Source organism: Blastococcus sp. LR1 (assembly GCF_020166105.1).
GTDB lineage: Bacteria > Actinomycetota > Actinomycetes > Mycobacteriales > Geodermatophilaceae > Blastococcus.
The window spans coordinates 459251-485903 of sequence record NZ_JAIUJY010000004.1 but is presented as its reverse complement, the minus strand read 5'-3'; the positions used below and the strand labels follow the sequence as shown (position 1 = coordinate 485903).

Annotated in this window: 29 protein-coding genes; 10 read left to right on the top strand and 19 right to left on the bottom strand. The window is 73.8% G+C overall.

Features of this window, described 5'->3' with window-relative positions:
- Window position 1: 1 nt before the first annotated feature.
- Entirely contained in the window at window positions 2-1519 is a 1518-nt protein-coding gene (gene guaB / locus LBW97_RS14355; protein ID WP_224500025.1) for an IMP dehydrogenase, read from the bottom strand.
- A gap of 141 nt (window positions 1520-1660) precedes the next feature.
- Between guaB and LBW97_RS14350 the strand changes: the two genes are divergently transcribed.
- Window positions 1661-2056 (top strand): DUF5319 family protein, encoded by a 396-nt coding sequence (locus LBW97_RS14350; RefSeq protein ID WP_224500024.1) that lies wholly within the window; start codon window positions 1661-1663, stop codon window positions 2054-2056.
- 77 nt (window positions 2057-2133) lie between these two features.
- Here LBW97_RS14350 and LBW97_RS14345 read toward each other — a convergent pair whose 3' ends face one another.
- Window positions 2134-2832 (bottom strand): response regulator transcription factor, encoded by a 699-nt coding sequence (locus tag LBW97_RS14345; protein ID WP_255601196.1) that lies wholly within the window; start codon window positions 2830-2832, stop codon window positions 2134-2136.
- Between the two features lie 375 nt (window positions 2833-3207).
- Between LBW97_RS14345 and LBW97_RS14340 the strand changes: the two genes are divergently transcribed.
- Window positions 3208-3507 carry a WhiB family transcriptional regulator gene (locus LBW97_RS14340; protein WP_104523745.1) on the top strand — a complete coding sequence of 100 codons (300 nt, stop codon included), beginning with the start codon at window positions 3208-3210 and terminating at the stop codon, window positions 3505-3507.
- Between the two features lie 156 nt (window positions 3508-3663).
- Here the strand turns inward: LBW97_RS14340 and groL are convergent, their stop codons facing one another.
- Both groL and groES read right to left on the bottom strand, forming a co-directional pair.
- Window positions 3664-5310 carry a chaperonin GroEL gene (gene groL, locus LBW97_RS14335; RefSeq protein WP_224500022.1) on the bottom strand — a complete coding sequence of 549 codons (1647 nt, stop codon included), beginning with the start codon at window positions 5308-5310 and terminating at the stop codon, window positions 3664-3666.
- A 168-nt stretch (window positions 5311-5478) separates the two neighbouring features.
- Window positions 5479-5787: a co-chaperone GroES gene (groES, locus tag LBW97_RS14330; protein ID WP_163205087.1), complete on the bottom strand. Its 309-nt coding sequence runs from the start codon at window positions 5785-5787 to the stop codon at window positions 5479-5481.
- A gap of 220 nt (window positions 5788-6007) precedes the next feature.
- Between groES and LBW97_RS14325 the strand changes: the two genes are divergently transcribed.
- Together LBW97_RS14325 and LBW97_RS14320 are read left to right on the top strand one after the other, a co-directional pair.
- Window positions 6008-7240, top strand: a complete 1233-nt coding sequence (locus tag LBW97_RS14325; RefSeq protein ID WP_224500021.1) for a class I SAM-dependent methyltransferase — start codon at window positions 6008-6010, stop codon at window positions 7238-7240.
- Window positions 7241-7324: 84 nt separating this feature from the next.
- The gene (locus LBW97_RS14320; RefSeq protein ID WP_224500020.1) at window positions 7325-9193 is read left to right on the top strand and encodes a hypothetical protein; all 1869 of its coding nucleotides are present in this window, start codon (window positions 7325-7327) and stop codon (window positions 9191-9193) included.
- Between the two features lie 27 nt (window positions 9194-9220).
- On the opposite strand, the gene tsaD is transcribed toward LBW97_RS14320, so the two are convergent.
- Genes tsaD through tsaB form a run of 3 tightly spaced genes read right to left on the bottom strand, consistent with a single transcriptional unit; the run spans window position 9221 to window position 11431 of the window.
- Entirely contained in the window at window positions 9221-10258 is a 1038-nt protein-coding gene (tsaD, locus tag LBW97_RS14315; RefSeq protein WP_224500019.1) for a tRNA (adenosine(37)-N6)-threonylcarbamoyltransferase complex transferase subunit TsaD, read from the bottom strand.
- Entirely contained in the window at window positions 10251-10703 is a 453-nt protein-coding gene (gene rimI / locus LBW97_RS14310; RefSeq protein ID WP_224500018.1) for a ribosomal protein S18-alanine N-acetyltransferase, read from the bottom strand. Before rimI ends, tsaD begins: the two co-directional genes overlap by 8 nt.
- A complete protein-coding gene (tsaB, locus tag LBW97_RS14305; RefSeq protein WP_224500017.1) occupies window positions 10700-11431 on the bottom strand; it encodes a tRNA (adenosine(37)-N6)-threonylcarbamoyltransferase complex dimerization subunit type 1 TsaB in 732 nt (243 codons plus the stop codon). The genes rimI and tsaB overlap by 4 nt, the downstream gene beginning before the upstream one ends.
- Before the next feature lie 29 nt (window positions 11432-11460).
- Here tsaB and LBW97_RS14300 point away from each other — a divergent pair, with 29 nt between their 5' ends.
- Window positions 11461-11868, top strand: coding sequence for a GtrA family protein (locus LBW97_RS14300; RefSeq protein WP_224500016.1), 408 nt, complete (start codon window positions 11461-11463; stop codon window positions 11866-11868).
- A 6-nt stretch (window positions 11869-11874) separates the two neighbouring features.
- Here LBW97_RS14300 and tsaE read toward each other — a convergent pair whose 3' ends face one another.
- From tsaE to LBW97_RS14245, 11 genes are all read right to left on the bottom strand, one after another.
- Window positions 11875-12321, bottom strand: coding sequence for a tRNA (adenosine(37)-N6)-threonylcarbamoyltransferase complex ATPase subunit type 1 TsaE (gene tsaE / locus LBW97_RS14295; protein ID WP_224500015.1), 447 nt, complete (start codon window positions 12319-12321; stop codon window positions 11875-11877).
- Window positions 12318-12947 carry a uracil-DNA glycosylase gene (locus LBW97_RS14290; RefSeq protein ID WP_224500014.1) on the bottom strand — a complete coding sequence of 210 codons (630 nt, stop codon included), beginning with the start codon at window positions 12945-12947 and terminating at the stop codon, window positions 12318-12320. Before LBW97_RS14290 ends, tsaE begins: the two co-directional genes overlap by 4 nt.
- Window positions 12944-14137 (bottom strand): alpha/beta fold hydrolase, encoded by a 1194-nt coding sequence (locus LBW97_RS14285; RefSeq protein ID WP_224500013.1) that lies wholly within the window; start codon window positions 14135-14137, stop codon window positions 12944-12946. The genes LBW97_RS14290 and LBW97_RS14285 overlap by 4 nt, the downstream gene beginning before the upstream one ends.
- A complete protein-coding gene (gene alr, locus LBW97_RS14280) occupies window positions 14137-15273 on the bottom strand; it encodes an alanine racemase (protein ID WP_224500012.1) in 1137 nt (378 codons plus the stop codon). The genes LBW97_RS14285 and alr overlap by 1 nt, the downstream gene beginning before the upstream one ends.
- Entirely contained in the window at window positions 15270-16736 is a 1467-nt protein-coding gene (locus LBW97_RS14275) for an NAD(P)H-hydrate dehydratase (protein ID WP_224500011.1), read from the bottom strand. Before LBW97_RS14275 ends, alr begins: the two co-directional genes overlap by 4 nt.
- Window positions 16733-17119 carry a holo-ACP synthase gene (locus LBW97_RS14270; RefSeq protein ID WP_224500010.1) on the bottom strand — a complete coding sequence of 129 codons (387 nt, stop codon included), beginning with the start codon at window positions 17117-17119 and terminating at the stop codon, window positions 16733-16735. Before LBW97_RS14270 ends, LBW97_RS14275 begins: the two co-directional genes overlap by 4 nt.
- 111 nt (window positions 17120-17230) lie before the next feature.
- The gene (gene glmS / locus LBW97_RS14265; RefSeq protein WP_224500009.1) at window positions 17231-19108 is read right to left on the bottom strand and encodes a glutamine--fructose-6-phosphate transaminase (isomerizing); all 1878 of its coding nucleotides are present in this window, start codon (window positions 19106-19108) and stop codon (window positions 17231-17233) included.
- An 81-nt stretch (window positions 19109-19189) separates the two neighbouring features.
- Entirely contained in the window at window positions 19190-20533 is a 1344-nt protein-coding gene (gene glmM, locus LBW97_RS14260) for a phosphoglucosamine mutase (RefSeq protein ID WP_224500008.1), read from the bottom strand.
- An 8-nt stretch (window positions 20534-20541) separates the two neighbouring features.
- A complete protein-coding gene (gene rpsI, locus LBW97_RS14255; protein ID WP_374489990.1) occupies window positions 20542-20961 on the bottom strand; it encodes a 30S ribosomal protein S9 in 420 nt (139 codons plus the stop codon).
- Window positions 20958-21401 carry a 50S ribosomal protein L13 gene (rplM, locus tag LBW97_RS14250; protein WP_224500007.1) on the bottom strand — a complete coding sequence of 148 codons (444 nt, stop codon included), beginning with the start codon at window positions 21399-21401 and terminating at the stop codon, window positions 20958-20960. Before rplM ends, rpsI begins: the two co-directional genes overlap by 4 nt.
- Before the next feature lie 128 nt (window positions 21402-21529).
- Window positions 21530-22033, bottom strand: a complete 504-nt coding sequence (locus tag LBW97_RS14245; protein ID WP_224500006.1) for a carbonic anhydrase — start codon at window positions 22031-22033, stop codon at window positions 21530-21532.
- Window positions 22034-22121: 88 nt separating this feature from the next.
- Between LBW97_RS14245 and glp the strand changes: the two genes are divergently transcribed.
- From glp to LBW97_RS14230, 3 genes are all read left to right on the top strand, one after another.
- Window positions 22122-23324 carry a gephyrin-like molybdotransferase Glp gene (gene glp, locus LBW97_RS14240; RefSeq protein WP_224500005.1) on the top strand — a complete coding sequence of 401 codons (1203 nt, stop codon included), beginning with the start codon at window positions 22122-22124 and terminating at the stop codon, window positions 23322-23324.
- A gap of 76 nt (window positions 23325-23400) precedes the next feature.
- Entirely contained in the window at window positions 23401-23874 is a 474-nt protein-coding gene (gene moaC / locus LBW97_RS14235; protein ID WP_224500004.1) for a cyclic pyranopterin monophosphate synthase MoaC, read from the top strand.
- Window positions 23871-24368: a molybdenum cofactor biosynthesis protein B gene (locus tag LBW97_RS14230; RefSeq protein ID WP_224500003.1), complete on the top strand. Its 498-nt coding sequence runs from the start codon at window positions 23871-23873 to the stop codon at window positions 24366-24368. Before moaC ends, LBW97_RS14230 begins: the two co-directional genes overlap by 4 nt.
- Window positions 24369-24513: 145 nt before the next feature.
- On the opposite strand, the gene fdhD is transcribed toward LBW97_RS14230, so the two are convergent.
- Window positions 24514-25344, bottom strand: coding sequence for a formate dehydrogenase accessory sulfurtransferase FdhD (fdhD, locus tag LBW97_RS14225; protein WP_224500002.1), 831 nt, complete (start codon window positions 25342-25344; stop codon window positions 24514-24516).
- Between the two features lie 42 nt (window positions 25345-25386).
- Between fdhD and LBW97_RS14220 the strand changes: the two genes are divergently transcribed.
- On the top strand, window positions 25387-25977 hold the full coding sequence (locus tag LBW97_RS14220; protein WP_224500001.1) for a molybdenum cofactor guanylyltransferase: 591 nt from the start codon (window positions 25387-25389) through the stop codon (window positions 25975-25977).
- A 9-nt stretch (window positions 25978-25986) separates the two neighbouring features.
- Window positions 25987-26652, top strand: coding sequence for an NAD(P)H-binding protein (locus tag LBW97_RS14215; RefSeq protein WP_224500000.1), 666 nt, complete (start codon window positions 25987-25989; stop codon window positions 26650-26652).
- Window position 26653: the final 1 nt, after the last annotated feature.

The window sequence follows — 26653 nt, the reverse complement described above, 5'->3', positions numbered from 1 at the left end:
CTCAGCGACTCCGGTAGTTGGGGGCCTCGACGGTCATCTGGATGTCATGCGGGTGGCTCTCCACCAGGCCCGCCGACGTGATGCGGGTCAGCTGACCGCGCTCCTTGAGGTCGGTGATCGTCGCCGCGCCGGCGTAGCCCATCGAGGCCTGCAGTCCACCGACGAGCTGGTGAGCGACGCCGGACAGCGAGCCCCGGTAGGGCACCTGGCCCTCGATGCCCTCGGGAACGAGCTTGTCGTCGGAGAGGACGTCGTCGGCGAAGTACCGGTCGCGGCTGAACGATTGGTTGCCGCGCTTCTGCATCGCGCCCAGCGAGCCCATGCCGCGGTAGGTCTTGAACTGCTTGCCGTTCATGAAGACCAGCTCGCCCGGCGCCTCCTCGACGCCGGCGAACAGGCCACCGATCATCACGGTGTCCGCGCCCGCGACCATCGCCTTGGCGATGTCACCGGAGTACTGCAGACCGCCGTCGGCGATGACCGGGATGCCGGCCGGGCCGGCCGCGAGCCAGGCTTCGTAGATGGCGGTGATCTGCGGGACGCCGACGCCGGCGACCACGCGGGTGGTGCAGATGGAGCCCGGCCCGACGCCGACCTTCACCGCGTCCACGCCGGCGTCGACCAGCGCCTGCGCACCGGCGCGGGTGGCGATGTTGCCGCCGACGATCTCGACACCGTTGTCGCCGCCGAACTCCTTCTTCACGCGGGCGACCATCTCGAGCACCGCGCGCTGGTGGCCGTGGGCGGTGTCGACGACGAGCACGTCGACGCCGGCCTCGACCAGCAGCCCGGCGCGCTTGAACGCGTCCTCGCCGACACCGAGGGCGGCGCCGACCACGAGGCGGCCGTCGGCGTCCTTGGTGCTGAGCGGGAACTGGTCGCGCTTGACGAAGTCCTTGACGGTGATCAGGCCGCGCAGCCGGCCGGCGTCGTCGACCAGTGGCAGCTTCTCGATCTTGTGCTTCGACAGCAGGCCCAGCGCGGTGTCGGCGTCCACGCCCACCGGCGCGGTCACCAGCGGCATCGGCGTCATGACGTCGCGGACCAGGCGGTTGAAGTCGGTCTCGAAGCGCATGTCGCGGTTGGTGACGATGCCCAGCAGGACGCCGTCGGCGTCGACCACAGGGGCACCGGAGATGCGGTAGCGCGCGGACAGCGCGTCGACCTCGGCCAGGGTGTTGTCCGGCGAGCAGGTGACCGGGTTGGTGACCATGCCGGCCTCGGACCGCTTCACCAGGTCCACCTGGCCGGCCTGCTCCTCGGCGGAGAGGTTGCGGTGCAGCACGCCCATGCCGCCCACGCGGGCCATGGCGATCGCCATGCGGGCCTCGGTCACGGTGTCCATCGCGCTGGAGAGCAGCGGAACGGCCAGGGTGATGCGGCGGGTGACGCGGCTGCTGGTGTCCACCTCGGACGGGACGACGTCGGACGCCCCGGGGACGAGCAGGACGTCGTCGTAGGTCAGGCCGAGGCGGGCGAACTTCGCCGGCAGCTCCATGGCACGGTCGTCGGGCTGCATGTGCGCGGCCACCCTTCGGGGCAGATCGGGGACTGTTCCCGGCCGCCGCCCCGGGACACAGGGCCGGCGAACCTCCCCTGATCGTAGGCGGCGGGGAGAAGGGGCCGACCTTCCGGCTGTGCGGCGGCTACCGTGTGGAGCGTGTCCCCGTTCGACGACGCCTTCGGGCCCGACTTCGGTTCCGACCGTCCCACTCCCCCTCCGCTGACGATGGAGGAGCGCGCCGGGGTGCTCGACGACCTCGCCGAGCTCGAGGTCTTCCGCACCCTGCTGGAGCCCACGGGCATCAAGGGCATCGTCGTGGACTGCCCCGACTGCGAGGAAGAGCACCACGTCGACTGGGCTCTGATGCAGGCCAACCTGCGCCAGCTGCTCGAGGAGGGCGAGACCGGCCGGCACGAGCCGCCGTTCGAGCCGAACCCCGACGACTACGTCAGCTGGGACTACGCCAGTGGCTACGCCGACGGCGTCGCCGCGCTGGCCGAGCGCGACGAGCCCAGCGGCCGGCGCACCGGCCGGCACGCCCGCGACGACTGAGCACATCGTCGTCGAGATACGCGAAAGCGGGGCCATCCGTCGCCGGAGGGCCCCGCTCTCGCGTATCTGGAGGAGGGCTACGCCATGATGCCGCGGCGGAAGCCGAGCGCGACCGCCTCGGCGCGGTCCTTCGCACCCAGCTTGCGGAACAGCCGGCGCGCGTGGGTCTTGATGGTGTCCTCGGACAGGTAGAGCTCGCGGCCGATCTGGGCGTTGCTCTTGCCCTGGCTCATGCCGGTCAGCACCTGCATCTCGCGCATGGAGAGCGCGGGCGAGGGGGTGGCCTCGCGGACCGTCGACCGCACCGTGGTGGGCGCGGAGCCCGCCAGCGGGGCCGCACCGCTCCAGGCCATCGCCGGCTGGGGCGCCTGCTGCATCGGGATGCGGCCGTCGGCACGCAGGCCCACGCGGGAGAGGCCGAGGCCCATCTCGATGGGGGTGGCGTCCCAGCGGAGGTAGCCGCGGGCACCGAAGGCGACGGCGGCCCGCACGCTCTCGGCGTCATCGGGGGCGCCGAGCACCAGCACCGGGAGGCCCGGGTTGGCCCGCAGCGCCTGGGTGGCCGCCGAGAGGCCGGTGTCGACCGCACGCTGGGTGCCGACGACGAGCACGTCGGGCCGACGCGTCGCCAGGCGGGACATCAGCGACTGCCCGTCGCCGACGACCTCGACCCGGCCGACGAAGGGCAGGGCGACCAGGCGCGAGGCGACGTCGTCACGGACCCGTCGCCGCTCGTCGTAGACCCACACGGTCGCGCCGTGCACCGGGGCACGCATCCTGTCCTCGATCACGCCTGGCTCCTCACTCCTCCGGCCTGCGCCGGGGTCCCCCGACCGACCGGGAGGCCCGGCCGGCTGCCGCTCGGGTGGAGGGCTCCCGTCCGGGAGCCCGCCACCTCTGCGCGGGTCGCGCACCGGATCCGGGCAACTCCCCCACCCGGTCGTCGGCGCGACCCGGATCAACCTTGATCGACTCCGGGGGGCTCCGACAGACGCCCTCACCCCCGGGGGTGAGCGCCCTCGAACAGGCGTGACGCAGGACCCATCCCCAAAAGTTGCGAATCCGCCGTGTTTGACGGTGGGACCGCGAGGGCACCCGGCCCCTTGCAGCCGGACAGCCCTTCTCCGGCTCGATCGAGTCCTGGAGGAGACATGGCCGACATCCGCAGACTCCCGACGCCCGTCGCCGAGGTCTGGGACTGGCAGCTCCACGGCGCATGCCGTGGCGAGAACACGTCCCTCTTCTTCCACCCGGACGGTGAGCGCGGTCCGGCGCGGGCGCGGCGGCAGACCGCGGCCAAAGCCGTCTGCGCGCGGTGCCCGGTCGTGGAGGCCTGCCTCAAGCACGCCCTGGCCGTCCGTGAGCCGTACGGCGTCTGGGGCGGTATGAGCGAGGAGGAGCGGACCCGGCTGATCGCCGCCGAGCCGGCTGCCGTCGCCGCGGGGGTCTGACCCCCACCTGAACGAACGAAAGGGCCCGGTCCAGAAGTTCTGGACCGGGCCCTTTCGCGTGCTATGCGCCGTCCTGGCTCACCACTGCGCGTCCTGGCTCACCATCGACGGTGAGTCAGGACGCCTGACGATCAGCTCAGCTGATCATCAGCGGAGTCAGTGGCTGTGGCCGTGCCCGCCGTGCGAGTGGCCGTGGGTGTGGTTGCCGCCCCCGGCGTGGTCGTGCTGCTCCTCGGGAGCCTCGACGACGGCGGAGTCGGTCGTGAGGATCATCGCCGCGATCGAGACGGCGTTGCCCAGCGCGGCCTTGGTGACCTTGACCGGGTCGATGACGCCCTGGGCGGTCAGGTCGCCGTACTCGCCGGTCGCGGCGTTGAAGCCTTGACCGGCGCCGGCCTCGCGCACCTTGGCGACGACGACGCGGCCCTCGAAGCCCGCGTTCTCCGCGATCTGCACCATCGGGGCGTCCAGCGCCGCGCGCACCGCGCGGGCACCGGTCAGCTCGTCGCCCTCGAGCGAGAGGGCGTCGATCGCCGAGGCGGCGTGCACCAGCGCGGAGCCGCCGCCGGGGATCACACCCTCCTCGACCGCCGCGCGGGTGGCCGCGATGGCGTCCTCGATGCGGTGCTTGCGCTCCTTGAGCTCGACCTCGGTGGCCGCGCCGACCCGGATGACGCCGATGCCGCCGGCCAGCTTCGCGAGGCGCTCCTGGAGCTTCTCGCGGTCCCAGTCGGAGTCGGTGGCGTCGATCTCGCGGCGGATCTGCGCCACGCGGTCGGCGATGGCCTCCGACGTGCCGCCGCCGTCGACGATCGTGGTGGCGTCCTTGGTCACGGTGACGCGACGGGCGGTGCCGAGCACCTCGAGGCCGACCTGGTCGAGCTTGAGGCCGACGTCCTCGGTCACGACCTGGCCACCGGTGACGACGGCGAGGTCGGTCATGAACGCCTTGCGGCGGTCACCGAAGTAGGGCGCCTTCACCGCGACGACCTTGATGGTCTTGCGGATCGAGTTGACGACCAGGGTCGACAGGGCCTCGCCCTCGACGTCCTCGGCGACGATCAGCAGCGGGCGGCCACCGGTCGAGAGCACCTTCTCCAGCAGCGGGAGCAGCTCGGCCAGCGCGCCGACCTTGCCGCTCACCAGCAGGAGGAGGGCGTCGTCCAGGACGGCCTCCATGGCCTCCTGGTCGGTGACGAAGTACGGCGAGAGGTAGCCCTTGTCGAACTGGACGCCCTCGGTGACGTCGAGCTCGGTGTGCAGGGTGTTGCTCTCCTCGACGGTGATGACGCCGTCCTTGCCGACGCGCTCCATCGCCTCGCCGATCAGGTCGCCGACCTCGGCGTCCTGGGCGGAGATGGTGGCGACGCCGGCGATGGCCTCGCGCTTCTCCACCGGGAGGGCGGCGGCGTCGAGAGCGGCGTGCACGGCGTCGACGGCGGCGCGCATGCCGCGGCCGAGACCCAGCGGGCTGGCGCCGGCGGCGACGTTGCGCATGCCCTCGTGGACCAGCGCCTGGGCGAGCACGGTGGCGGTGGTCGTGCCGTCACCGGCGACGTCGTTGGTCTTGGTGGCGACGCTCTTCGCCAGCTGCGCGCCGAGGTTCTCGTAGGGGTCGTCGAGCTCGACCTCACGGGCGATGGTGACGCCGTCGTTGGTGATGGTCGGCGCGCCGAACTTCTTGTCGAGGACGACGTTGCGGCCACGCGGGCCGATCGTCACCTTGACGGCGTCGGCGAGCTTGTCGACACCGCGCTCGAGGGCCCGGCGGGCGTCCTCGTTGAACTTGATGATCTTGGCCATGAAGGAGCCTCTCGATCAGGAAAGCGTGGAAAGGCGACCGCCCCGGGACCCGAGTTCGGGTCGCCCGGGGCGGTCGAAGGACTTACTGGTGGAGCACCCGACGTGCTGGAACGGCCTCGTTCGGAGGCTCGTCCCGAGCTCGCGAGGGATGAGGAGGACGAGGTCCTTCTACTTCTCCACGACGGCGAGCAGGTCACGCGCGGAGAGGACGAGGTAGTCCTGACCGGCGTACTTGACCTCGGTGCCGCCGTACTTCGAGTAGATGACCACGTCGCCGACGTTCACGTCGAGCGGAACGCGGTTGCCGTTGTCGTCGATGCGGCCGGGGCCGACGGCGACAACGGTGCCCTCCTGGGGCTTCTCCTTGGCGGTGTCCGGGATGACCAGACCGGAGGCGGTGGTGGTCTCGGCCTCGTTGGCCTGGACCACGACGCGGTCCTCCAGCGGCTTGATGCTGACCTTGGTAGCGGTCGTCACGTCGGTGACGCCCCCTTCGGTGTCGGACGGCTGGTGGATGGTGGTGCGGTACTGCGGTGGTGCTGATGCTGTGGCACGGGATCCGGGCACCCGCCGTCGCGGGGGTCGGGCGCCAGCCCGTGTCGCATTGGCACTCTACCTACGAGAGTGCCAGCCGCTCAACCTGGTCCCCGGGGTGGGTGACGAGAGAGCGCGCCGGTCCGTACGCCACGCTGTGACCGTGGACCGGGAACCCGAGGAGCAGACCGCCGAGACGGTGCGCCAGCTGCAGGCGCTGGCGACGCCCGAGGGCGCGGCCGCGCTGTCGCGGGCGGCGGTGCTCCTGGACGAGCGGGTCGACGCCGTCGCCGCTCTGAGCCGGCTGCGCGCCGAGTTCGGCGCGGCCCTCGCCGGGCCGGCCTGGGGCATCGCCCGCCAGCGCCAGAAGGCCCGCGCCACGTTCGGTGCCGACGCCGACCGGATGCTGTTCACCTCCGACACCCTCGAGCAGGCCGGCCGCCCGGAGCTCGCCGCCCGGCGCGCGGTGCGCCTGCTGGCCGGGGGCGCGGACTCCGTGGCCGACCTCGGGTGCGCGGCCGGCACCGACACCATCGCGCTCGCCCGCGCCGGCGCCCGCGTGCTGGCCGTCGACGTCGACCCGGTGGCCCGTGAGCTGACCGCGCTGAACGTCGAAGCTCTTGGCGTCGACGACGTGTGGGTCGTCGCGGGCGACGCCGTCGAACTGGTGGCCGCGGCGCGCGGCGGCGAGGTGGCGGGCTGCGGCGCCGCCGTCCTCGATCCCGCTCGGCGGGCCGGCGGCAAGCGGCAGCTGGACCCCGACACGTGGTCGCCCCCGTGGTCGACGGTCGTCGAGCTGCTGAGGAAGGTGCCGACCTCGGTGGTCAAGGTCGCCCCCGGGCTCGACCACGACCGCGTGCCCGAGGGCATCGAGTCGGAGTGGGTGTCGGTCGGCGGCTCGATCGTCGAGGCCCTGCTGTGGGGGCCGGCGGTCTCCGAGACCTGGCGCAGGGCGACCGTGTTCCGCGACGGCGTCGCGCACGAGCTGACCGCCGACTCCGATCCCGGCCACGCCGAGGCCGGACCGGTCCGGGGCTGGCTGCACGAGCCGGACCCCGCCGTCATCCGCTCGGGACTGGTCTCGCTGGTGGCCGCGGACCTCGGCGCGACTCTCGTCGACCCGACGATCGCCTACCTGACCTCCGATGCCGAGGCCGACAGCCCGTACGTGAGCTCCCACCGGGTCGATGAGGTGCTGCCGTTCAACCTCAAGAAGCTCAAGGCGCTGCTGCGCGAGCGCGGCGTCGGCCGGGTGGTGGTGAAGAAGCGCGGCTCGGCGATCGAGCCGGAGTCGATCGCGAAGCAGCTGCGCACCGACGCGCGCGGCACGGCGACCGTGGTGGTCACCCGGGTCGCCGGAGCTCCGACAGCCCTGCTCTGCGACGTCGCGACCTGAGGAAAGACCTCACGAACGGGGACGCCCCACGCAGGACGGCCCTCCCCTAGCCTGCCCCCACGACCGCACGCGGGGGGCCGGCCTGTGCAGAGACGACGCTCCAGGACCAGCAGGACGGCATGCGCCGCCCTGCTGGCCGTCTTCCTGACCGCCTGCAGCGCCCCACCCGCAGAGCCGGAGGAGACCGGCAGCGGCTGGGGCACCTGGAAGCTCGGCGCCGCCGTCGAGGTCGACAACGGCACCGGCCTCCAGGTGACCGCGGAGGCGGCGGACGGCACGTCCAGCACGTCGCTGCTGCTGCAGGAAGGCACCGTGGCCCCCCCTGGCCGGGCATGGGGCCGCGGAGCGCTGACGCCGGTCGGACCCGTCACCGACATCACCGTGGACGGGGATCTGTCCGGGCCTCTGGTCATCGCCTTCCCTGCGGGAGACGGCTCGCAGAGCGTCCAGCCCGACGAGATCCCCCTGGTGCTCCGGCACGATCCCGAGGTCGGCTGGTATCCCGTGGCCGTCGGCGATCCCGGCGGTGTCGCTGACGCCGAGCGCGAGCTCTTCTCGCCCCACCAGGGCGGGCGCTTCGACCCGCGAGCCTGGTTCGGGGAGGTCGTGGGCGGAGTGGGGCGCGGGCTCGGCGTGCGGTTCGACCCGCCACGCTGTGCCGACGGCGCGCCGCCGTGGGCCAAGCTCGAGGCCCCGGCGCTCGACGTCGTCCACACCTGCCTCGCCCCGAACACCGACGGCGGCCGGGAACGGGCGGAGGTGCGACTCCGCAACAACCGGGGGGTGACGCAGGAGATCGTCGTTCCCACCGGCGTCGCGTACGCCTGGGTGGACGGGCAGAGCGACGTCGTCCGGGAGTTCGTGCGGACCGGCCTCGGCGGCGGGCGCGACATCGTCATGCTCGCCCCCGGCCAGGAGATGACCGTGGGCTTCGACCGGCCCGCCGACGGCGGCGACGTGGTCGCGCACATCCTGTCCGCGGTGCCCGCGACCGCGATCCTGGTCGACCTGATCACGACGCTGGCCGACCTGGGCCAGGGCAGCACCAGCAGCCTGGTGGCGTTCGTCGCGCTGGCGAAGTGCAGCAAGGCGCTGGAGTGGATCGGCCAGGTCCCGGACGGGCTCGACGGCATTCGGAGGATCGCCCAGACGGCCTGGGACTGCGTCATGGACGTCGCGGGTGATCCCGGCAAGGTCGGCTCCCTGGCCGAGCAGGTGGTCGCGCTGGAGCAGGGCGTCCAGCAGGTCGACGTGCGGTCCGACTGGCAGCGCTTCGGAGGCCGCGTCGAGTCGATCCAGGGCCGCCTGAAGCTGCTCGCGAAGATGAGCAAGATCGTCGAGATCCCACGCCTGGCGGTCGCCTACTACGAGCTGATCGGCGAACTGCTCGGCCAGATGACGTCGGGAACGGCCCTCACCGACACCACCGTCCGGCTCTCCCCGCCGCCGGCGCCGAAGCCGCGACGGCAGCCGGTCACGCTCGACTACGGCGGGGGGATCGTGGGCCTGGAGCCGCCCGCACCGGAGGACGACGCCGTCCGCTTCCTCACCGACCGGCTGGGCCCGCCCGACGACGTGGCCACCGACGCGATGTGCGAGATGGGGGCGCCGGCCGGGAAGCGCTACACCTGGGGCAACCTGACCGTCCTGGTCCTCGACGACATGACCGGCTACCCCGCGTACGCCGAGGAGCCGTCGGTCGTCGGCTGGGAGTACTGGGAGATCAAGACCGGCGCCGACCGCCAGGGGCTGCGCACCACCGACGGGCTCGGGCTGGGGTCGAGCCTCGACGACGTGATGGCCGCTGTCCCGGACGGGGAACTGGGCGAGGACTACGGCGGCACCTACTACCGGTACTCGTCGGGCGACCTCTGGAACATGACGTTCACCTTCGACATGGAGACCGGCAGCGAGGTCGTCGCCATCAGCTCGGGCGCAGGCTGCGGCGAGTAGCGGTCAGCGGCGGGAGAAGGACCGTCGCTAGCGGCTCACCGTCTCGATGGGCAGCGAGCTGTCCGCACCCAGGTCCGGCGCCGACGGCGCCACGCCCGCGGCCACCAGCCGCGAGCCCAGCGCGGCCACCATCGCCCCGTTGTCGGTGCAGAGCTTCGGGCTGGGCACGCGCAGGACGATCCCGGCCGCGGCGCACCGCTCCTCGGCGAGCGCGCGCAGCCGCGAGTTGGCCGCCACTCCCCCGCCGAGCACGAGATGGTCGACGCCGTGGTCCTTGCACGCGCGCACCGCCTTGGCGGTCAGGACATCGGCCACCGCCTCCTGGAACGACGCGGCGACGTCGGCCACCGGCACCGGCTCCCCCGCTCGTTCGCGTGCCTCGATCCATCGCGCGACGGCGGTCTTCAGCCCGGAGAACGAGAAGTCGTAGATCGGGTCGTGCCGACCCGTCAGCCCACGCGGGAACGCGATCGCCTCGGGGTCGCCGTCGCGGGCGGCGCGGTCGATCGGCGGGCCACCCGGGAACGGCAGGCCGAGCACGCGCGCGACCTTGTCGAAGGCCTCCCCCGCCGCGTCGTCGATGGTGCGGCCGAGCGACTGGACCTCCTGCGCGAGGTCGGGCACCAGCAGCAGCGAGCTGTGCCCGCCGGAGACCAGCATCGCGATCGAGGGCTCGGCCAGCGGACCGTGCTGCAGCTCGTCGACGGCGACGTGCGCGGCCAGGTGGTTGACGCCGTACAGCGGCTTGTCCAGCGCCATCGCGTAGGCCTTGGCCGCGGCGACCCCGACCAGCAGCGCGCCGGTCAGCCCGGGCCCGCTGGTCACGGCGACGGCGTCGATGTCGGAGGCCTGGAGCCCGGCCTCGGCCAGCGCCCGGTGCACGGTCGGCACCATCGCCTCGAGGTGCGCCCGCGAGGCGATCTCCGGCACCACCCCACCGAACCGCTCGTGCTCGGCCATCGACGTCGCCAGGGCATCGGCGAGCAGGGTGTGCCCGCGGACGATGCCCACGCCGGTCTCGTCGCACGAGGTCTCGAACCCCAGGACGATCGGTTCGTCAGCCACGAGCACGCTCCCTCTGCATCACGACGGCGTCCGTGCCGCTCGGTTGGTAGTACTTCGGCCGCCGGCCGATCTCGGCGAACCCGCGCCGCCGGTACAGCCCCTGGGCCAGTTCGTTGTCCGCGCGCACCTCGAGCAGCACCACCGGGCTGCGCCGCCGGTCAGCCTCGGCGAGCAAGGCGTCGAGCAGCTGCGCTCCGACACCCTCCCCCTGGCGCGAACCTGTGACGCCGATGGTCGCCACGTGCGCCTCGTCGGCGTAGGCGATCAGCCCGGCGTACCCGACGACGACGCCGGCGTCCTCGGCCACCAGGTAGTGCCGGGTGTCGGCCAGCGAGAGCTCCTCGCGGTACATCGCCGCGGTCCAGGTGTCGGGGGCGAAGAGCTCCTCCTCCAGCACCATCACCGCGGGGATGTCCGCCAGCCGCATCGGCCGCAGCCGGGTCACTGCGTCACGGCCTTGATCGACGTCGGCGGCACCGCGTCGGGGCGGCGCAGGTACAGGGGCACCAGCGGAGCGGCGGACGACGGATCGGCCAGCTGCGCCGCCGCGGCCCGGAGCAGACCGGCGGTCGTCACGTCGGCCCTCGTCACCTCGGCACCCAGCCGCTCGGCGAAGGCCGGGTCACCGGTGAAGGGGCCGGGCAGCCCGAGCTCCTCGGGCCGGACCACGGCGGGGCCGTCGGTGCGCGAGCCGTCGGCGTCGTAGGTGGCCCAGTAGACCTCCTTGCGGCGCGCGTCGGTGACCACCGTGCGCGGGCCCGAGCCGACGGCGTCCAGCGAGCAGACGCCGACGACGGGCAGTCCGCGGGCGTCGGCGATCGCGGCGGCGGTGACCACGCCGACCCGCAGTCCGGTGAACGGACCCGGCCCGAGACCGGTGACCACCGCCTCGACGTCGGCCAGCGACAGCCCGGCGTCGGCGAGGGCGTCCCGGATGGCCGGCGTCAGCAGCTCGGCGTGCTTGGTCCCCGACGGGACGGCCCGCTCGGCGAGCACCTCGGTGCCCCCGTCCGGCGTCCACCGCGCGAGCCCTGCGACGAGGGTGGGGGTGGCGGTGTCGAGCGCGAGGACGAGCACGGGACGCCAGGTTAGTCGCCCCGCCGCGACGGCCCGGCGCACCCGGGGAGCGGGCAGCTGCGCGGGTGCGGCAGGCTGGCCCGCAGCTGCGGACACCTGTGCCGCCGGAGAGGACGTGGTCGCGGATGTCAGGCAGTGCCGGCTCCGGCGCTCCCGGGTTGTTCGGTCAGCTCGCCCGCTTCGCCGTGGTGGGTGGGTTCAGCGCACTGGTCGACCTCGGCGTCTACACCCTGGCGCTGCACCTCGGGCTCCCGACGTACGCCGCCCGGGCGCTCAGCTTCGCCGCCGGCACCACGACGGCGTACTTCCTCAACCGCCGGTGGACCTTCAACGCCACCGGCGGGCACGGGCAAGCGGTCGGCTTCGCCATCCTCTACGGCACGACCTTCGTGGTGATCCTCGCGGTCAACGCCCTGGCGCTCGCCGCGCTCCCCGAGAGCTCCTGGCGGATCACCCTGGCCTGGGCGATCTCGCAGGGCATCGGCACTGCGGTCAACTTCGTCATGCTGCGGCTGGTGGTCTTCCGCAACTGAGCCCGGTCAGGCGAGCCGCTGCTCCCAGCCCGGTCCGTGCGGCACCAGGACGGCGGTGCGGACGTCGTCCTCGCGCCGGTCCAGCCGGACCTCCAGGTGCTCGTCGGCCAGCTGCTCGACCAGGCCCTGCCCCCACTCGACGACGGTCACCGACTCCTCGGTCGAGGCGTCGAGGTCCAGGTCGTCGACGTCGGCGTGCCCACCGAGCCGGTACGCGTCGACGTGCACCAGCGGGAGCCGTCCGTCGCGGTGCACGCGCGCGATGACGAACGTCGGCGACGTGACCGGCTCCCGGACACCGAGCCCGGCGCCGATCCCCTGCGTGAGCGCCGTCTTGCCGGCACCCAGCGGTCCGACCAGGACGAGCAGGTCTCCGGGGCGGGCGGCCTCGGCCAGCTGCCGCCCCAGTGCGTGGGTGTCGGCGAGCGTGGTCAGCACGTGCTCGCGGTTCACGCGGCTCCCTCCAGGGTCGCGGCGACGGCGGTGAGGTCGGCGAGCAGCCCGGCCCGCGGCGCCCCGTTCGGGCCGAACCGGATCGCCGCCGAGGGGTGGTAGGTCGCCCACACCGCGCGGCCCTCGATCTCGTGCGGGCGGCCGCGGACGGCGCCGAGGACGGTGCGCGGGCCGAGAAACCACTTGGCCGACGACAGCCCCAGCGCGACGACGACCGGCGCGCCGAGCAGGTCCAGCTGCCGCCGCAGCCATCCGCTGCACCGGGCGACCTCCGCGGCCTTCGGCGTGCGGTTGCCCGGCGGCCGGCACTTCACCACGTTCAGCACCGCGGCCTCGGCACGGTCCAGTCCGGCCTCGGCGAGCAGCAGGTCCAGCAGCGCGCCGGACTTCCCGACGAACGGTCGGCCGGTCTCGTCCTCGGTCGCTCCGGGAGCTTCGCCGACCAGCACCAGCCGTGGCCGTCCGGACGGCGGCACGTCACCGACGACGACGTGCTGCCGGGCCGCGGCCAGCTCCGGGCACGCCACGCAGGTGCGCGCCGCAGCAGCGAGCGACGTCCAGTCAGGGGCGGCCGCTGCGGCGGCGGCGACGGTACCGGCGTCGGAGTCGGTGCCGACCTGGCTCACCGGGCCGCCCTCCGCGGCTTCCCCGCGCCGACGCGGCGCAGCAGCGCCGTGAGCGCCCGGTCGACCTCATCCGGCCGCTCCAGCTGCACCATGTGCCCCGCACCCTCGAGCACCACGTACTCGACAGCGTTCTCCCCCGCCCGCCCGAGCTGCTCCACGATCAGGTCGCTGTGCTCCTTCGGGATCAGCTTGTCGCGATCGCCGGTGAGCACCAGCGTCGGCACCGCGCGCAGCGGCTCCAGCGAACCGGTGTGGTCCAGGCCGGCGATCGCCGGGTAGAACTCCGCGATCACCTCGACCGGGGTGCCGGCGATCATCGCGTCCACGTAGCGCCCCAGCGCCGGATCGACGTCGGAGGAGCCGAAGGACAGCGACCGCGTCGCGATCGACACGAGCTCGGCGGCCACCCGGCGGGTGCGCTCGGCGAACCCGGGACGGTGCCGCATCGTCCACGCGGCGACCGGCAGGACCGTGGCGCGCACGCGGGTGAGCACGTCGGGCAGGCCGAAGTTCAGGTCGGCGAGGTTGCCGCTGGAGGTGGCCACCAGCGCGGCGCCCACGATCCGGCTCCCGAACAGCTCCGGCCGCAGCGCCGCCAGGCCCATGATCGTCATGCCGCCCATCGAGTGGCCGACGAGGACGACCGGTCCCCGCGGCACCCGGGCGTCGAGCACCGTCTGCAGGTCACGGGCTGCCTGCTCGATCGTCGAGTTCTCCGGCTTCCCGCGGCCGGAGGCGCCGTGCCCGCGCTGGTCGTAGAACACCAGCCGCGCCTGCGGGCGGTGCCCGTTCTCGGTCGCGAGCTCCTGCCCCAGGGTGCGCCGCTGGAACGCCCAGGAGGCCATCGACAGCGTGTAGCCGTGCACGAAGACGACGGTCAGCGGGGCGTCCCGGGGCCCGATCTCCTCCACCGCGAGCAGCACGCCGTCGTCGGTCTGCACCAGCGCGGTGCGGTCCGGCGCCCGCGTCTCGAGGCCGAGGGGGTCGACCTGGCGCAGCTGGCTCCCGGTGAGGTTCTCCGGCAGCTCCGCGGCCGGCCCCAGCTCGGCGGCGCGCACGCGGCGGGCAGCGATCTTGCTGACGGCGACCCCCGCGGCGGTTCCCGCCGCGGCCAGACCGAGCAGACCGCCGACGAGACCGGCGGTGTGCGCCTTCGGGTGCTTGGACGCGGGCTTCGGCTCGCGGGCCATCAGACCGCCCCCGCCGAGCCGACGTAGCGGCGGGCGAACCGGCCCCCGATCCGGGTGACCAGCTCGTAGTGGATGGTGCCGACGGCGTCGGCCCACTGCTGCGCGGTCGGCTCACCGCCGTCGCCCGGGCCCCAGAGGACGACCTCGTCCCCCGGCGCGACCGCGGCGTTCCCGACGTCGAGGACGAACTGGTCCATGCAGACCCGGCCGGCGATCCTCCGCTGCGCACCGGCGGCCAGCACCGGCGCGCAGTTGCCGCCCGCCCGCGGCACCCCGTCGGCGTACCCGACCGGCACCAGTGCCAGCGTCGTCTCTCCTGCAGTCGTGTAGGTGTGCCCGTACGACACCCCGGCCCCGCCCGGCACCCGCTTGGTCAGCGCCACCTGCGCCCGCACCGTCATGGCCGGCCGCAACCCGTGGTCCGCGGCGTTCCCGCCCAGCGGGTCCAGGCCGTAGACGGCGATCCCGGGCCGCACCAGGTCGAACCAGGTCTCGGGCAGCGCGACGGTGGCCGCCGAGTTGGCGAGATGCCTGCGCGCATCGGTGAGGCCGGCGGCGCGGGCGATGCCCACCGCCTCCTCGAAGACCCGCACCTGGGCGCCGATCGTGGGGTGGGTCGGGGCGTCGGCGTAGGCCATGTGGCTCCAGAGCCCCACGACCGTGACGTCGCCGTCGGCCTGGGCCCGGGCCGCGGCGGCGACCAGCTCCGGCCACTCGCTCATCGTCGCGCCCTCCCGGGAGAGGCCGGTGTCGACGAACAGGTGCAGCCGCGCCGGGCGCCCCGTTGCCCGCGCGGCGGCGACCACCTCGGACAGGCCCCAGACCGCGTTCACCGAGACCTCGAGGTCGGCGGTGAGCGCGGCGGCGAAGTCGGCGCCCGGACCGTTCAGCCAGGTCAGCACCGGCGCGGTGACCCCGGCGGCACGCAGCGCCAGGCCCTCCGCCAGAACGGCGACGCCGAGGGAGTCGGCACCGCCGGCCAGGGCGGCGCGGGCCGCCGGCACCAGGCCGTGGCCGTAGCCGTCGGCCTTCACGACCGCCATCAGCGGCCGGTCCACCCGCTCGCGCAGCACGGCGGTGTTGGCCGCGATCGCATCGAGGTCGACGACCACCTCGGCACCGGTCCCGTTCGTCACGTCCCCGAGTCTGGCAGGCCCGCCGGACGCACCCCGCGCACCCGGCCGATCGCCTCGGGCAGGTGCCGCACGAGATCGCCGGCGATCAGCGGTCCGCCGGCGGAGGCGAGCTGCCCGGCACGGCCGTGCAGGTGCGCGGCCACGGCCGCGGCTTCGACCGCCGGGAGGCCGGTGGCCAGCAGTGCCCCCGCGATGCCGGAGAGCACGTCGCCGGTGCCGGCCGTCGCCAGCCACGGCGTGCCGGTCGCGTTGACGAAGGCGGTGCCGTCCGGGTCCGCGACCACCGTGGCCTCGCCCTTGAGGAGGACGACGGCGCCCAGCTCGTCAGCCAGCCGCCGGGCCGCACCGATGCGGTCGGCGCCGACCTCGTTCCCGAACCTGGCGAACTCCCGGTCGTGCGGGGTCAGCACCGTGGGCGCCTTCCGGCCGCGAACCAGGTCCGGCTCGCGGGCGAGCAGGGTGAGCGCGTCCGCGTCGACGAGCACAGGGAGGTCGGTGGCCAGGATCTCGGCGAGCACGCTGCGCGCGTCGTCGTCGGTGCCCATGCCCGGGCCGACCACCCACGACTGCACCCGCCCCGCGTCGGACGGCCGGCCGTCGGTGACGATCGCCTCGGGCCACGCCGCCCGCACGCCGTCGGCCGCCGTTCCCGCGTAGCGGACCAGCCCCGGCCGGGTGCGCAGCGCGGCGCCGGTGCAGAGCACTCCGGCTCCGGGATAGGTCGCCGACCCGGCGACGATCCCCACGACGCCCTGGGAGTACTTGTCGTCACCGGCCTCGGGGACGGGCAGCCGCGCCGCGACGTCGTCGTCGGTGAGCTGGTGGGTGCGGGCGGGGCGCAGGTGGTCGGCCAGCCCGATGTCGACCAGGTGCACCTCGCCGGCGTGCGCCCGTCCGTCGCCCACGACCAGGCCGGGCTTGACCGCGCCGAAGGTGACGGTGTGCGTCGCCGGGAAGGCGTCGCCCAGGACGTCGCCGGTGTCGGCGTCGACACCGCTCGGCACGTCGACGGCGACCATGAGCGCCGGGCTCGCCGCGGCCCGCCCGACGAGCGCCGCCGCCGGTTCCCGCAGGCCGCCGGTTCCCCCGATGCCGACGATGCCGTCGAGCACGAGGTCGGCCCGGTCCAGGAGCGGTCCGACGTCGTCCGGTGAGACGGCGCGACCACCCGCCCGCCGCAGAGCGGCCAGACCTCCGGGGTGCGCACGGTCAGGGCTCAGCAGGACGGCGGTGACCCGCGCTCCCCGCCCGGCGAGGAGGGCTCCGGCGTACAGGGCGTCGCCGCCGTTGTTGCCCGCGCCGACCAGCAGGACGACGCCCGCGCCGTAGGGGCGCCCGAGCAGCCGAAGGCACACGGCGCCCAGTCCGGTGGCGGCCCGCTGCATCAGCGCGCCGTCGGGAAGTGCGGCCAGCAGCGGCTCCTCCGCGGCCCGGACCTCGGCGGCCGTGTGCAGCCCGATCACGCGTCCGCCCGCCCGAGGCCCTCGGCGACGACGACCGCCGAGGCGATCCCGCCGTCGTGGCTCAGCGAGACGTGCCAGGAGGTGACGCCCAGCTGCGCGGCGCGGCCGGCGACCGAGCCGCGGACCTCAAGGTGCGGCCGGCCGTGCTCGCCGACGGTCACCTCGGCGTCGTGCCAGTGCAGGTCACCGGGAGCGCCGAGTGCCTTGGCCAGCGCCTCCTTGGCCGCGAACCGGGCGGCCAGGGACTCCCCGGTGCGCGGGTTGCCCGACGGCGTCACCTGCTCGGCGGCGGTGAACAGCCGGTCGCGCAGCCCCGGCGTCCGGGTCAGCGATCCAGCGAACCGCTCGACCGGCACCACGTCGATCCCGACCCCGATGATCACCGGCTCATGGTGCCGCGCCGGCGGCATCCTGGCTCACCATGGGGCGTCCTGGCTCACCGTCGACAGTGAGCCAGGACGACTGGTGATCAGGTCAGCTGATCACCAGGGAAGTCACTCGACGGTGACGGACTTCGCCAGGTTGCGCGGCTGGTCGACGTCGAACCCGCGGGTGTCGGCGATCTCGCAGGCCAGCACCTGCAGCGGCACGGTGGTGACGACCGGCGCCATCAGCGTCGGCGTGCGGGGCACCCGGATCAGGTGGTCGGCGTAGGGGACGACGTCCTCGTCGCCCTCCTCCGCGATCACGATCGTGCGGGCGCCGCGGGCGCGGACCTCCTGGATGTTGGAGACCACCTTCCCGTGCACCGAGTTCCGGCTGCGCGGCGAGGGCACGATCACGACCACGGGGGTGCCCTGGTCGATCACCGCGATCGGCCCGTGCTTGAGCTCACCGGCGGCGAAGCCCTCGGCGTGGATGTAGGCGAGCTCCTTGAGCTTGAGCGCGCCCTCGAGCGCCACCGGGTACCCGACGTGGCGGCCCAGGAAGAGGATCGTGTTCGCGTCGGCCAGCGAACGCCCCAGCGCGCGGACCTCCTCCATGTCCTCCAGGACGCGGGCCACCTTCTCGGGCAGCTCGCGCAGGTCGTCGACGATGGCGGCGATCTCGTCCTCGTACTTCACGCCGCGCACCTGGGCGAGGAAGAGCCCCACCAGGTAGCAGGCGACGATCTGGCTGAGGAACGCCTTGGTGGAGGCGACGGCGACCTCGGGCCCGGCGTGCGTGTAGAGCACGGCGTCGGACTCGCGCGGGATGGTCGACCCGTTGGCGTTGCAGATGGCCAGCACGCGCGCCTTCTGCTCCTTGGCGTGCCGCATCGCCATCAGGGTGTCCATGGTCTCGCCGGACTGGCTGATGACGACGACGAGCGTCGAGCGGTCGAGCACCGGGTCGCGGTAGCGGAACTCGCTGGCGACCTCGACCTCGACCGGGATCCGGGTCCAGTGCTCGATCGCGTACTTGGCGATCAGGCCGGCGTGGAACGAGGTGCCGCAGGAGACGACGAAGATCTTGTCGATGTCCCGCAGCTCCTGGTCGGAGAGGCGGACCTCGTCCAGCAGCAGCTTCCCGTCCTCGCCGAGTCGGCCGAGCAGGGTGTCGGCGATCGCCTGGGGCTGCTCGGCGATCTCCTTGAGCATGAACCAGTCGTAGCCGCCCTTCTCGGCGGCCGCGGCGTCCCAGTCGACGGTGTAGGCGGTGGGCTCGGCGGGGGTGCCGTCGAAGCCGGTGACGGTCAGGCCGCGAGTGCGGTCGATTTCCACGACCTGGTCCTGGCCGAGCTCGCGGGCCTCACGGGTGTGCCCGATGAAGGCGGCGACGTCGGAGCCCAGGAAGTACTCGGGCGTGCCGTCGGCGGTCTCGCCGACACCCACGACCAGGGGGCTGCTGCGCCGGGCGGCGACCAGCGTGTCGGGCTCGGCGACGTGCGTGGCGACGAGGGTGAACGCGCCCTCGAGCCGCCGGGACACGCGGCGCATGGCCTCGGCGAGACGGCCCTCACCCTCGGGCGTGGCCTCGTAGACGGCCGCCAGGAGGTGCGCGACGACCTCGGTGTCGGTCTCGGAGGTGAACTCGATGCCGCTCGCCTCGCACTCGGAGCGCAGCGCGGCGAAGTTCTCGATGATGCCGTTGTGGATCACCGCGACGGAGCCGTCAGCGGAGACGTGCGGGTGCGCGTTGCGGTCGGTCGGCCCGCCGTGCGTCGCCCAGCGGGTGTGACCGATGCCGATCGTCGAGTCGGGCAGCGGCTGCTCGGCCAGCACCTTCTCCAGGTTGGCGAGCTTGCCGGCCTTCTTCGCGGTGGTCAGCGCCCCGTCGGAGAGGACGGCGATGCCCGCGGAGTCGTAACCGCGGTACTCCAGCCGGCGGAGGCCCTCCAGGACGACGTCCAACGCGCCCTGCGGACCGACGTAACCCACGATGCCGCACATTCGACCGAGGGTACCGGCGGGACGCCGGGGTGCGGCGTTCCACCGAGCGGGGGCGACCCCGGCGGGTGAGGAGGCGGCCGGTCAGCCGACGCCGGCGACCACAGCCGCGAGGCGGTCGGCGACCTCGTCGGCCTGTTCCTGGGTCGGGGCCTCGACCATGACGCGGACCAGCTGCTCGGTGCCCGAGGGGCGCAGCAGCACGCGGCCGGACTCCCCCAGCTCCTCCTCCACCGCGTTGACCGCGGCGGCGACCTCGTCGCTCTCGGCGACCGCGAGCCTGTCGGTGACGGGCACGTTGATCAGCACCTGCGGCAGCCGGCGCACGACGGACGCGAGCTCGGCCAGGGACGACCCGGTGGCGGCCATGCGCGACATCAGGGCCAGGCCGGTGAGCAGCCCGTCGCCGGTGGTGGCGTGCTCCAGGAAGACGAGGTGCCCGCTCTGCTCGCCACCGAGGCTCAGGCCTCCGGAGCGCAGCGCCTCGAGCACGTAGCGGTCGCCGACCGCGGTGGTCTGCACCGCGATGCCGGCGTCGCGCATCGTGTGGTGGAAGCCGAGGTTGCTCATGACGGTCGCGACGACGGTGGCGTCCGTGAGCTCGCCGCGCTCGTGCAGCGCCAGCGCGCAGATGGCGAGGATGGCGTCGCCGTCGACGACGTCGCCGTCGGCCGTGACCGCGAGGCACCGGTCGGCGTCGCCGTCGTGGGCGATGCCGATGTCGGCGCCGTGCGAGCGGACCGCGTCGGTCAGCGGGCCCAGGTGGGTCGAGCCGATGCCGTCGTTGATGTTCCAGCCGTCGGGCTCGCAGCCGATGGCGTGCACCGTGGCACCGGCCCGGCGGTAGACGTCGGGCGCGGCGAAGGCAGCGGCGCCGTGCGCACCGTCGACGACGACGGAGAGCCCGGACAGCGGCCGGTCGACGGTGGAGAGCAGGTGCTCGAGGTAGGCGTCGGTGCCGTCGGCGAGCGCGCTGACGCGGCCGATCCCGGCACCGGTGGGGCGGTGTCCCTCGGACGAGCCGGAGGCCACGGTCTGCTCGATGGCGGCCTCGACGGCGTCGGGCAGCTTGTGCCCGCCCCTGCTGAAGAGCTTGATGCCGTTGTCCGGCATCGGGTTGTGACTGGCCGAGATCATGACGCCGAGATCGGCGTCGGCGCGCGCGGTCAGGTAGGCCAGGGCCGGCGTGGGGACCACCCCGGCCAGGAGCACTTCGGCTCCGGCGCTCGTGAGACCCGCGACGACCGCGGCCTCGAGCATCTCCCCGCTGGCGCGGGGGTCACGGCCGACGACCGCGACGGGACGCGAGGTCCCGTCGCGGTCGGCAAGCACTCCGGCGGCGGCCCGGGCCACGGAGAGAGCCAACTCCGGCGTGAGCTCGGAGTTGGCCCTTCCGCGGACGCCGTCCGTACCGAACAGGCGACCCAAGGGACGGGTCAGCGCTTGGAGTACTGAGGAGCCTTGCGGGCCTTCTTGAGCCCGTACTTCTTGCGCTCCTTGACCCGGGGGTCACGCGTGAGGAAGCCGGCCTTCTTGAGGGCCGGACGGTCCTCGGCCTCGATCTCGATCAGGGCGCGGGCGATGCCCAGGCGCAGGGCGCCAGCCTGACCGGTGACGCCACCACCCTTGAGCAGGGCCACGACGTCGTACTGCTCGGCCTTCTCGAGGGTCACGAACGGCTCACGGATGAGCTGCTGGTGCACCTTGTTCGGGAAGTACTGCTCGAGCGTGCGGCCGTTCAGCGTGAACTGGCCGGTGCCGGGGAGCAGTCGCACGCGGACGACGGCCTCCTTGCGGCGGCCGACGGTCTGGATCGGACGCCCGTCGGCGTCGGTCACGGTCAGTGCGCTGGTCACTGGGCCACCTGCTTGATCTCGTAGGTCTGGGGCTGCTGCGCAGCGTGCGGGTGCTCGGGGCCGGCGTAGACCTTGAGCTTCGAGAGCATCTGACGCCCGAGGGTGTTGTGCGGCAGCATGCCCTTGATGGCGCGCTCGATGACGCGGTCGGGGTGCGTGCGGAGCTGGTCGCCCACGTTGATGGTCTTGAGACCACCCGGGTGACCGGAGTGGCGGTAGGCCACCTTGTTGTCCCGCTTCGACCCGGTCAGAGCGACCTTGCCGGCGTTGACGATGACGACGAAGTCGCCGACGTCGACGTGCGGGGCGTACTGGGGCTTGTGCTTGCCGCGCAGGAGCTGCGCGGTCTGGCTGGCAAGTCGACCGAGCACCACATCAGTGGCGTCGATGACGTGCCAGGCCCGGGAGATCTCGCCGGGCTTGGGGGTGTACGTGCGCACGGCGCTCGTGTCCTCCGTCGTCGTCGGGGTGGCTGGTGGATTCGCCTCACCGAGCACGGGAGACGTGGATCGACGCGCGCAGCACCAGCCGGCTCGCGCGCGCCAACCGTGAACAGTACCAGCGGCGGTTACGCCGCCGGCCCTCGGTCCGTGATCTCCCGCAGCAGGCCGGTGTCGACGTCGTAGACGGTGCCGCGCACCTCGTGCGAGAGCAGGTAGGGGCTCTCCTTGATCAGCCGGATCGACTCGCGGACGTCGTCGTCCACGTCGGTGAACGTCCGCGCCGCCCACGGGGGACGACGGCCGGTGGCCGCCTCGACCTTGTCGGCGAAGGAGACGTCGTCGGTGGTCTGGAGCCCGCACTCGGTGTGGTGCACCAGCACGATCTCCCGGGTGCCGAGCGCGTGCTGGCTGAGGGTCAGCGAGCGGATGGTGTCCTCGGTGATGACCCCGCCTGCGTTGCGGATGACGTGCGCGTCCCCGATCTCCAGCCCCAGGACCCCGAACAGCGGGATGCGCGAGTCCATGCAGGCCACCACCGCGACCTTGCGGGCCGGGCGCACCGGCTTGCTGCCGGGGAACTGCGCCGCCCAGGCCTTGTTCGCCTCGAGCATCCGGTCGATCTCTGCCACGTCCGTCCTCCGTCTCGCCGTAGGTGCCCGGGGACAGTAACCGGCCACCGCCGGGGTGGCCCGGCGGGAGATCGGCCAGGATGGGTCCATGCGGACGGTCGAGGAACACCAGGCGGTGGTGCAGGCCCTGCTGCCGGCGCTGCCCGAGGAGAGCGTCCCCCTCGCCGAGGCGCACGGTCGGGTGCTGGCCCGGGACGTGGTCGCACAGGTTCCGCTGCCCGGCTTCGACAACTCCGCGATGGACGGCTACGCCGGCCGCTGGGCCGAGCTGGCCGGGCCCGACGGCGGCCCCGTGCGGCTGCCGGTCGCCGAGGACATCCCCGCCGGGCGCACCGACGTCGTCGCCCTCGCGCCGGGCACCGTGCACCGCATCATGACCGGCGCCCCGCTCCCCCCGGGCGCCGATGTCGTCGTCCCGGTGGAGTTGACCGACGGGGCCACCGACGTCGTCGAGATCCGCGAGCGCCCCGCGGCCGGCAGCCACCTCCGGGGCGCCGGGGAGGACATCACCGCAGGCACCGTCGCCCTCTCCGCCGGCGCTCCGCTGGGTGCCGCGCAGCTGGGTCTGGCCGCCGCGGTCGGCGCCACCGAGCTGACCGTGCGACGCCGACCGCGGGTACTGGTGCTCTCCACCGGCAGCGAGCTGGTCGCGCCGGGGCAGCCGCTGGTGCGCGGCCAGATCTACGAGTCGAACTCGGTGCTGCTGGCCGCGGCGGTGGAGGAGGCCGGCGGGATCCCCCGCCGGCTGCACTTCGTGCCCGACGACGTCGACCAGTTCCTCGCCACGGTCCGCGCGGAGGTGGCGTCGGCCGACCTGCTGATCACCAGCGGCGGAGTGAGCGCCGGCGCCTACGAGGTGGTGAAGGACGCCTTCCGCACCCTCGGCACCGTCGAGTTCGGCAAGGTGGCGATGCAGCCCGGCGGACCGCAGGGGGCCGGCACCGTGGACGGCGTCCCGGTGATCACGCTGCCGGGCAATCCGGTGAGCGCGTTCGTCTCCTTCGAGGTGTTCGTCCGCCCCGCCCTGCGCCGCGCCCTCGGGCACGCCTTCCCCGACCGCCTGCGCGCCCCCGCCCGGCTCGCGGGGCCGCTGCGCTCCCCCGCCGGCAGGCGCCAGTTCCTCCGCGGCCGCTACGACGGCGGCGAGGTCTCCCAGGTCGGCGGGCCAGGCTCGCACCTCGTGGCGCACCTGGCCCGGGCCAACTGCCTGGTGGTCGTCCCCGAGGACGTCACCGAACTGCCCGCCGGCGCACAGGTCGACGTCGTGCTGATCGAAGGAGCGCTCCAGTGAGGCGACAGCGAGTGAGCATCGCAGCGAGGAACGAGCGAGGCGCGGAGCGAGCGCGGAGCCGAACAGGAGGAACGCAGTGACCGAACCCCGGCTCACCCACGTCGACGAGACCGGTGCCGCGCGCATGGTCGACGTCAGCGCCAAGGCCGTCACCGCCCGGGAGGCCACCGCCGCCGGGCGCGTGCTGGTCAGCCCGGAGGTGGTCGCGCTGCTGCGCGGCGAGGGGGTGCCCAAGGGTGACGCGATCGCGGTGGCCCGCATCGCCGGCATCGCCGGTGCCAAGCGGACGCCGGATCTGATCCCGCTGTGCCACCCGATCGCGCTGCACGGCGTCACCGTCGAGCTCGAGGTGACCGACGAGGCCGTGGAGATCACCGCGACCGCGCGCACCGCCGACCGCACCGGGATCGAGATGGAGGCCCTCACGTCGGTCGCCGTCGCCGGGTTGACGGTGATCGACATGGTCAAGGCGGTCGACCCGCGCGCGGCCATCACCGACGTGCGGCTGCTCCGGAAGTCCGGCGGCAAGAGCGGGGTGTGGACGCGGTGAGCGACCTGCCCGCCGGCGCGCGCGCCGTCGTCGTGACCGCGTCCAACCGGGCCTCGGCCGGCGTCTACGAGGACCGCAGCGGTCAGGCCGTCGCCGCCGGCCTGCGCGACCTCGGCTTCGCCGTGGAGGGGCCGCACGTGCGCCCGGACGACGTCGAGCAACTCGTCGCGGTGCTGCGCGAGGCGGTCGACTCGGGGGTCGACCTCGTCGTCACCACCGGAGGCACGGGGCTCTCCCCCACCGACGTCACGCCGGAGGCCACCCGTGGAGTCCTCGAACGCGAGGCGCCGGGCATCGCCGACGCCGTCCGCCGGTACGGCGCCGAGCACGGAGTTCCCACCGCGGTGCTCTCCCGCGGGCTGGCCGGCACCGCGGGGCGCACGCTGATCGTCAACCTCCCCGGCTCGACCGGCGGGGTGAAGGACGGACTCGCGGTGCTAGGACCGCTGCTCCCCCACGTGGTCAGCCAGCTCCGCGGCGGCGACCATGTCTGATGTCGTCCTCCGGACGACACCGCGGCCAACTGCCGTGCCCCTGCTGCCCTGAGCTCCACCCGGTGTCCCGATGAGGACCCTCCGGGCCCGTCCTCGAGCCACCGCCTCGCGGGGCGGCTCACGGTGCTCGGGTGGCGTGCTCCCGTCAGTCGGGCAGGACGATCCGCTCGGTGTGCGTGTAGACGTTGCAGCCGTCTCCGCGCAGGAAGCCGACCAGCGTGATGCCGACCTCGCGGGCCAGTTCCACCGCCAGGGACGACGGCGCCGACACCGCGGCGAGCACCGGGATGCCCGCCATCGCCGCCTTCTGGGTGAGCTCGAAGCTTGCACGCCCGCTGACCATGAGCACGTGCCCCGCCAGCGGCAGGCGCCCGCCCCGGACGCCGTCGCCGATCACCTTGTCCACCGCGTTGTGCCGGCCGACGTCCTCGCGGAGCGCCAGCAGCTCGCCGCCTGCGGTGAAGAGCCCCGCCGCGTGCAGGCCACCGGTCTTCTCGAACACCTGCTGCTCGGCCCGCAGCCGGTCCGGCAGCGCGAGCAGCACCTCCAGCGGGAGCCGCGCGGCGTCGGCTGCGACGTCGTAGGAGGTCTTCGTGCGGATGGCATCGATGCTCGCCTTGCCGCAGACACCGCAGGAGCTGGACGTGTAGAAGTTCCGCTCCAGACCGGTGTCCGGGATCGGCACGCCGGGCGCCAGGTCGACGTCGACGACGTTGTAGGTGTTCCGCCCCTCGGCGTCGACGGAGTCGCAGTAGCGCAGCCCGGCGACGTCGTCCGCGCCGTAGATGACGCCTTCGGTGGCCAGGAAGCCGTGCACCAGGTCGAAGTCGTCACCGGGGGTCCGCATGGTCACGGCGAGCGCGGTGCCGCCCAGCCGGATCTCCAGGGGCTCCTCGGCCGCGACGGTGTCGGGCCGGGTGGTGTGCTGCGGACCTCGGATGCGCAGCACCGGGGTGCGGCTGGTGACTCGTCCCACGGGGCCGACGGTACCCACGCGCGTCGGCCTACGGTGCTGCGCATGGAGGAACTGCCGCCGTACAGCGCCGTGGTGCTCGCCGGCGGCCGGGCGGCGAGGCTCGGCGGGCAGGCCAAACCGCAGCTCGAGGTCGGCGGCCGCACGATGCTCCACGCCGTCCTCGACGCGGTCGCCGACGCGGACCGGAGGATCGTGGTCGGGCCGCCGCAGCCCACCCCACCCGACGTCGTGGTCGTGCGCGAGGAGCCGCCCGGCGGTGGGCCGGTCGCGGCGCTGCGTGCCGGACTCCGCGAGGTCGACACCGACGTCGTCGCGGTGCTGGCCGGGGACCTGCCCTTCCTGACCGCCGACGTCATCGGCGACCTGCGCCGGGAGTCCTCCGCCGACGGCATCCTGGTCGTCGACGACACCGGCCGGGACCAGCTGCTCCTCGGGGTCTGGCGGACGGAGCGGCTGCGCACCGCCGTGGCCGACCCCGACGCCCCGGCCGCCCTGCACCGCGCCCTGCGCGGCCTGGACATCACCCGGCACCGCCCCTCGCTCGTACCGGGGACGCCGGCCCCGTGGGTGGACTGCGACACACCTGAGGAGCTGGCCCGCGCCAGGCAGGTAGCCGGGCACCGCCCCGGGTAGGGGCCGATCATGCGCATCGTCATCGCCGGAGCCCACGGCCAGATCGCCCGCCGCCTCGGCCGCCTGCTCTCCGCCCGCGGCGACGCCGTTCTCGGCCTCGTCCGCAACCCCGACCACCGGACCGACCTGGAGGACGACGGCGTCACCCCGGAGGTGCTCGACCTCGAGTCGGCCTCCGTCGAGAAGGTGGCCGAGGTGCTGTCGGGCGCCGACGCCGTGGTGTTCGCGGCCGGCGCCGGACCGGGCAGCGGCGTCGCCCGCAAGGACACCGTCGATCGCGGCGCCGCGGTCCTGCTGGCCGACGCCGCCGAGCGGGCCGGCGTGCGCCGCTACCTGCTGGTCTCCTCCATGGGCGTGGACCTCGTCGCCGACGGAGCCCAGCCCGAGGGCGTCGACGAGGTGTTCACCGCCTACCTGCGGGCCAAGCTCGGCGCCGAGCAGGACCTGCTGGCGCGCGAGACGCTCGCGGTCAGCGTCGTCCGGCCCGGTGGGCTCACCGACGACCCCGGCACCGGACGGGTCACCCTCGCCCGGCACGCCGACCGCGGCAGCATCCCCCGGGACGACGTCGCCGCCGTCCTGCTCGCCCTGCTGGACGCCGGACGCGACGGCGCCGTGGTCGAGCTGGTCTCCGGGGACACCGCGATTCCCGAGGCGGTCGCCGCGCTGCCCTGAG

Coding starts and splice junctions, on each gene's coding strand:
- LBW97_RS14285 (WP_224500013.1), bottom strand. CDS start 14,137: ATGGCCCGCGAGCCGAAGCCCGCGTCCAAGCACCCGAAGGCGCACACC.
- glp (WP_224500005.1), top strand. CDS start 22,122: ATGCGGACGGTCGAGGAACACCAGGCGGTGGTGCAGGCCCTGCTGCCG.
- guaB (WP_224500025.1), bottom strand. CDS start 1,519: ATGCAGCCCGACGACCGTGCCATGGAGCTGCCGGCGAAGTTCGCCCGC.
- LBW97_RS14215 (WP_224500000.1), top strand. CDS start 25,987: ATGCGCATCGTCATCGCCGGAGCCCACGGCCAGATCGCCCGCCGCCTC.
- LBW97_RS14220 (WP_224500001.1), top strand. CDS start 25,387: ATGGAGGAACTGCCGCCGTACAGCGCCGTGGTGCTCGCCGGCGGCCGG.
- LBW97_RS14345 (WP_255601196.1), bottom strand. CDS start 2,832: ATGCGTGCCCCGGTGCACGGCGCGACCGTGTGGGTCTACGACGAGCGG.
- LBW97_RS14340 (WP_104523745.1), top strand. CDS start 3,208: ATGGCCGACATCCGCAGACTCCCGACGCCCGTCGCCGAGGTCTGGGAC.
- glmS (WP_224500009.1), bottom strand. CDS start 19,108: ATGTGCGGCATCGTGGGTTACGTCGGTCCGCAGGGCGCGTTGGACGTC.
- LBW97_RS14300 (WP_224500016.1), top strand. CDS start 11,461: ATGTCAGGCAGTGCCGGCTCCGGCGCTCCCGGGTTGTTCGGTCAGCTC.
- groL (WP_224500022.1), bottom strand. CDS start 5,310: ATGGCCAAGATCATCAAGTTCAACGAGGACGCCCGCCGGGCCCTCGAG.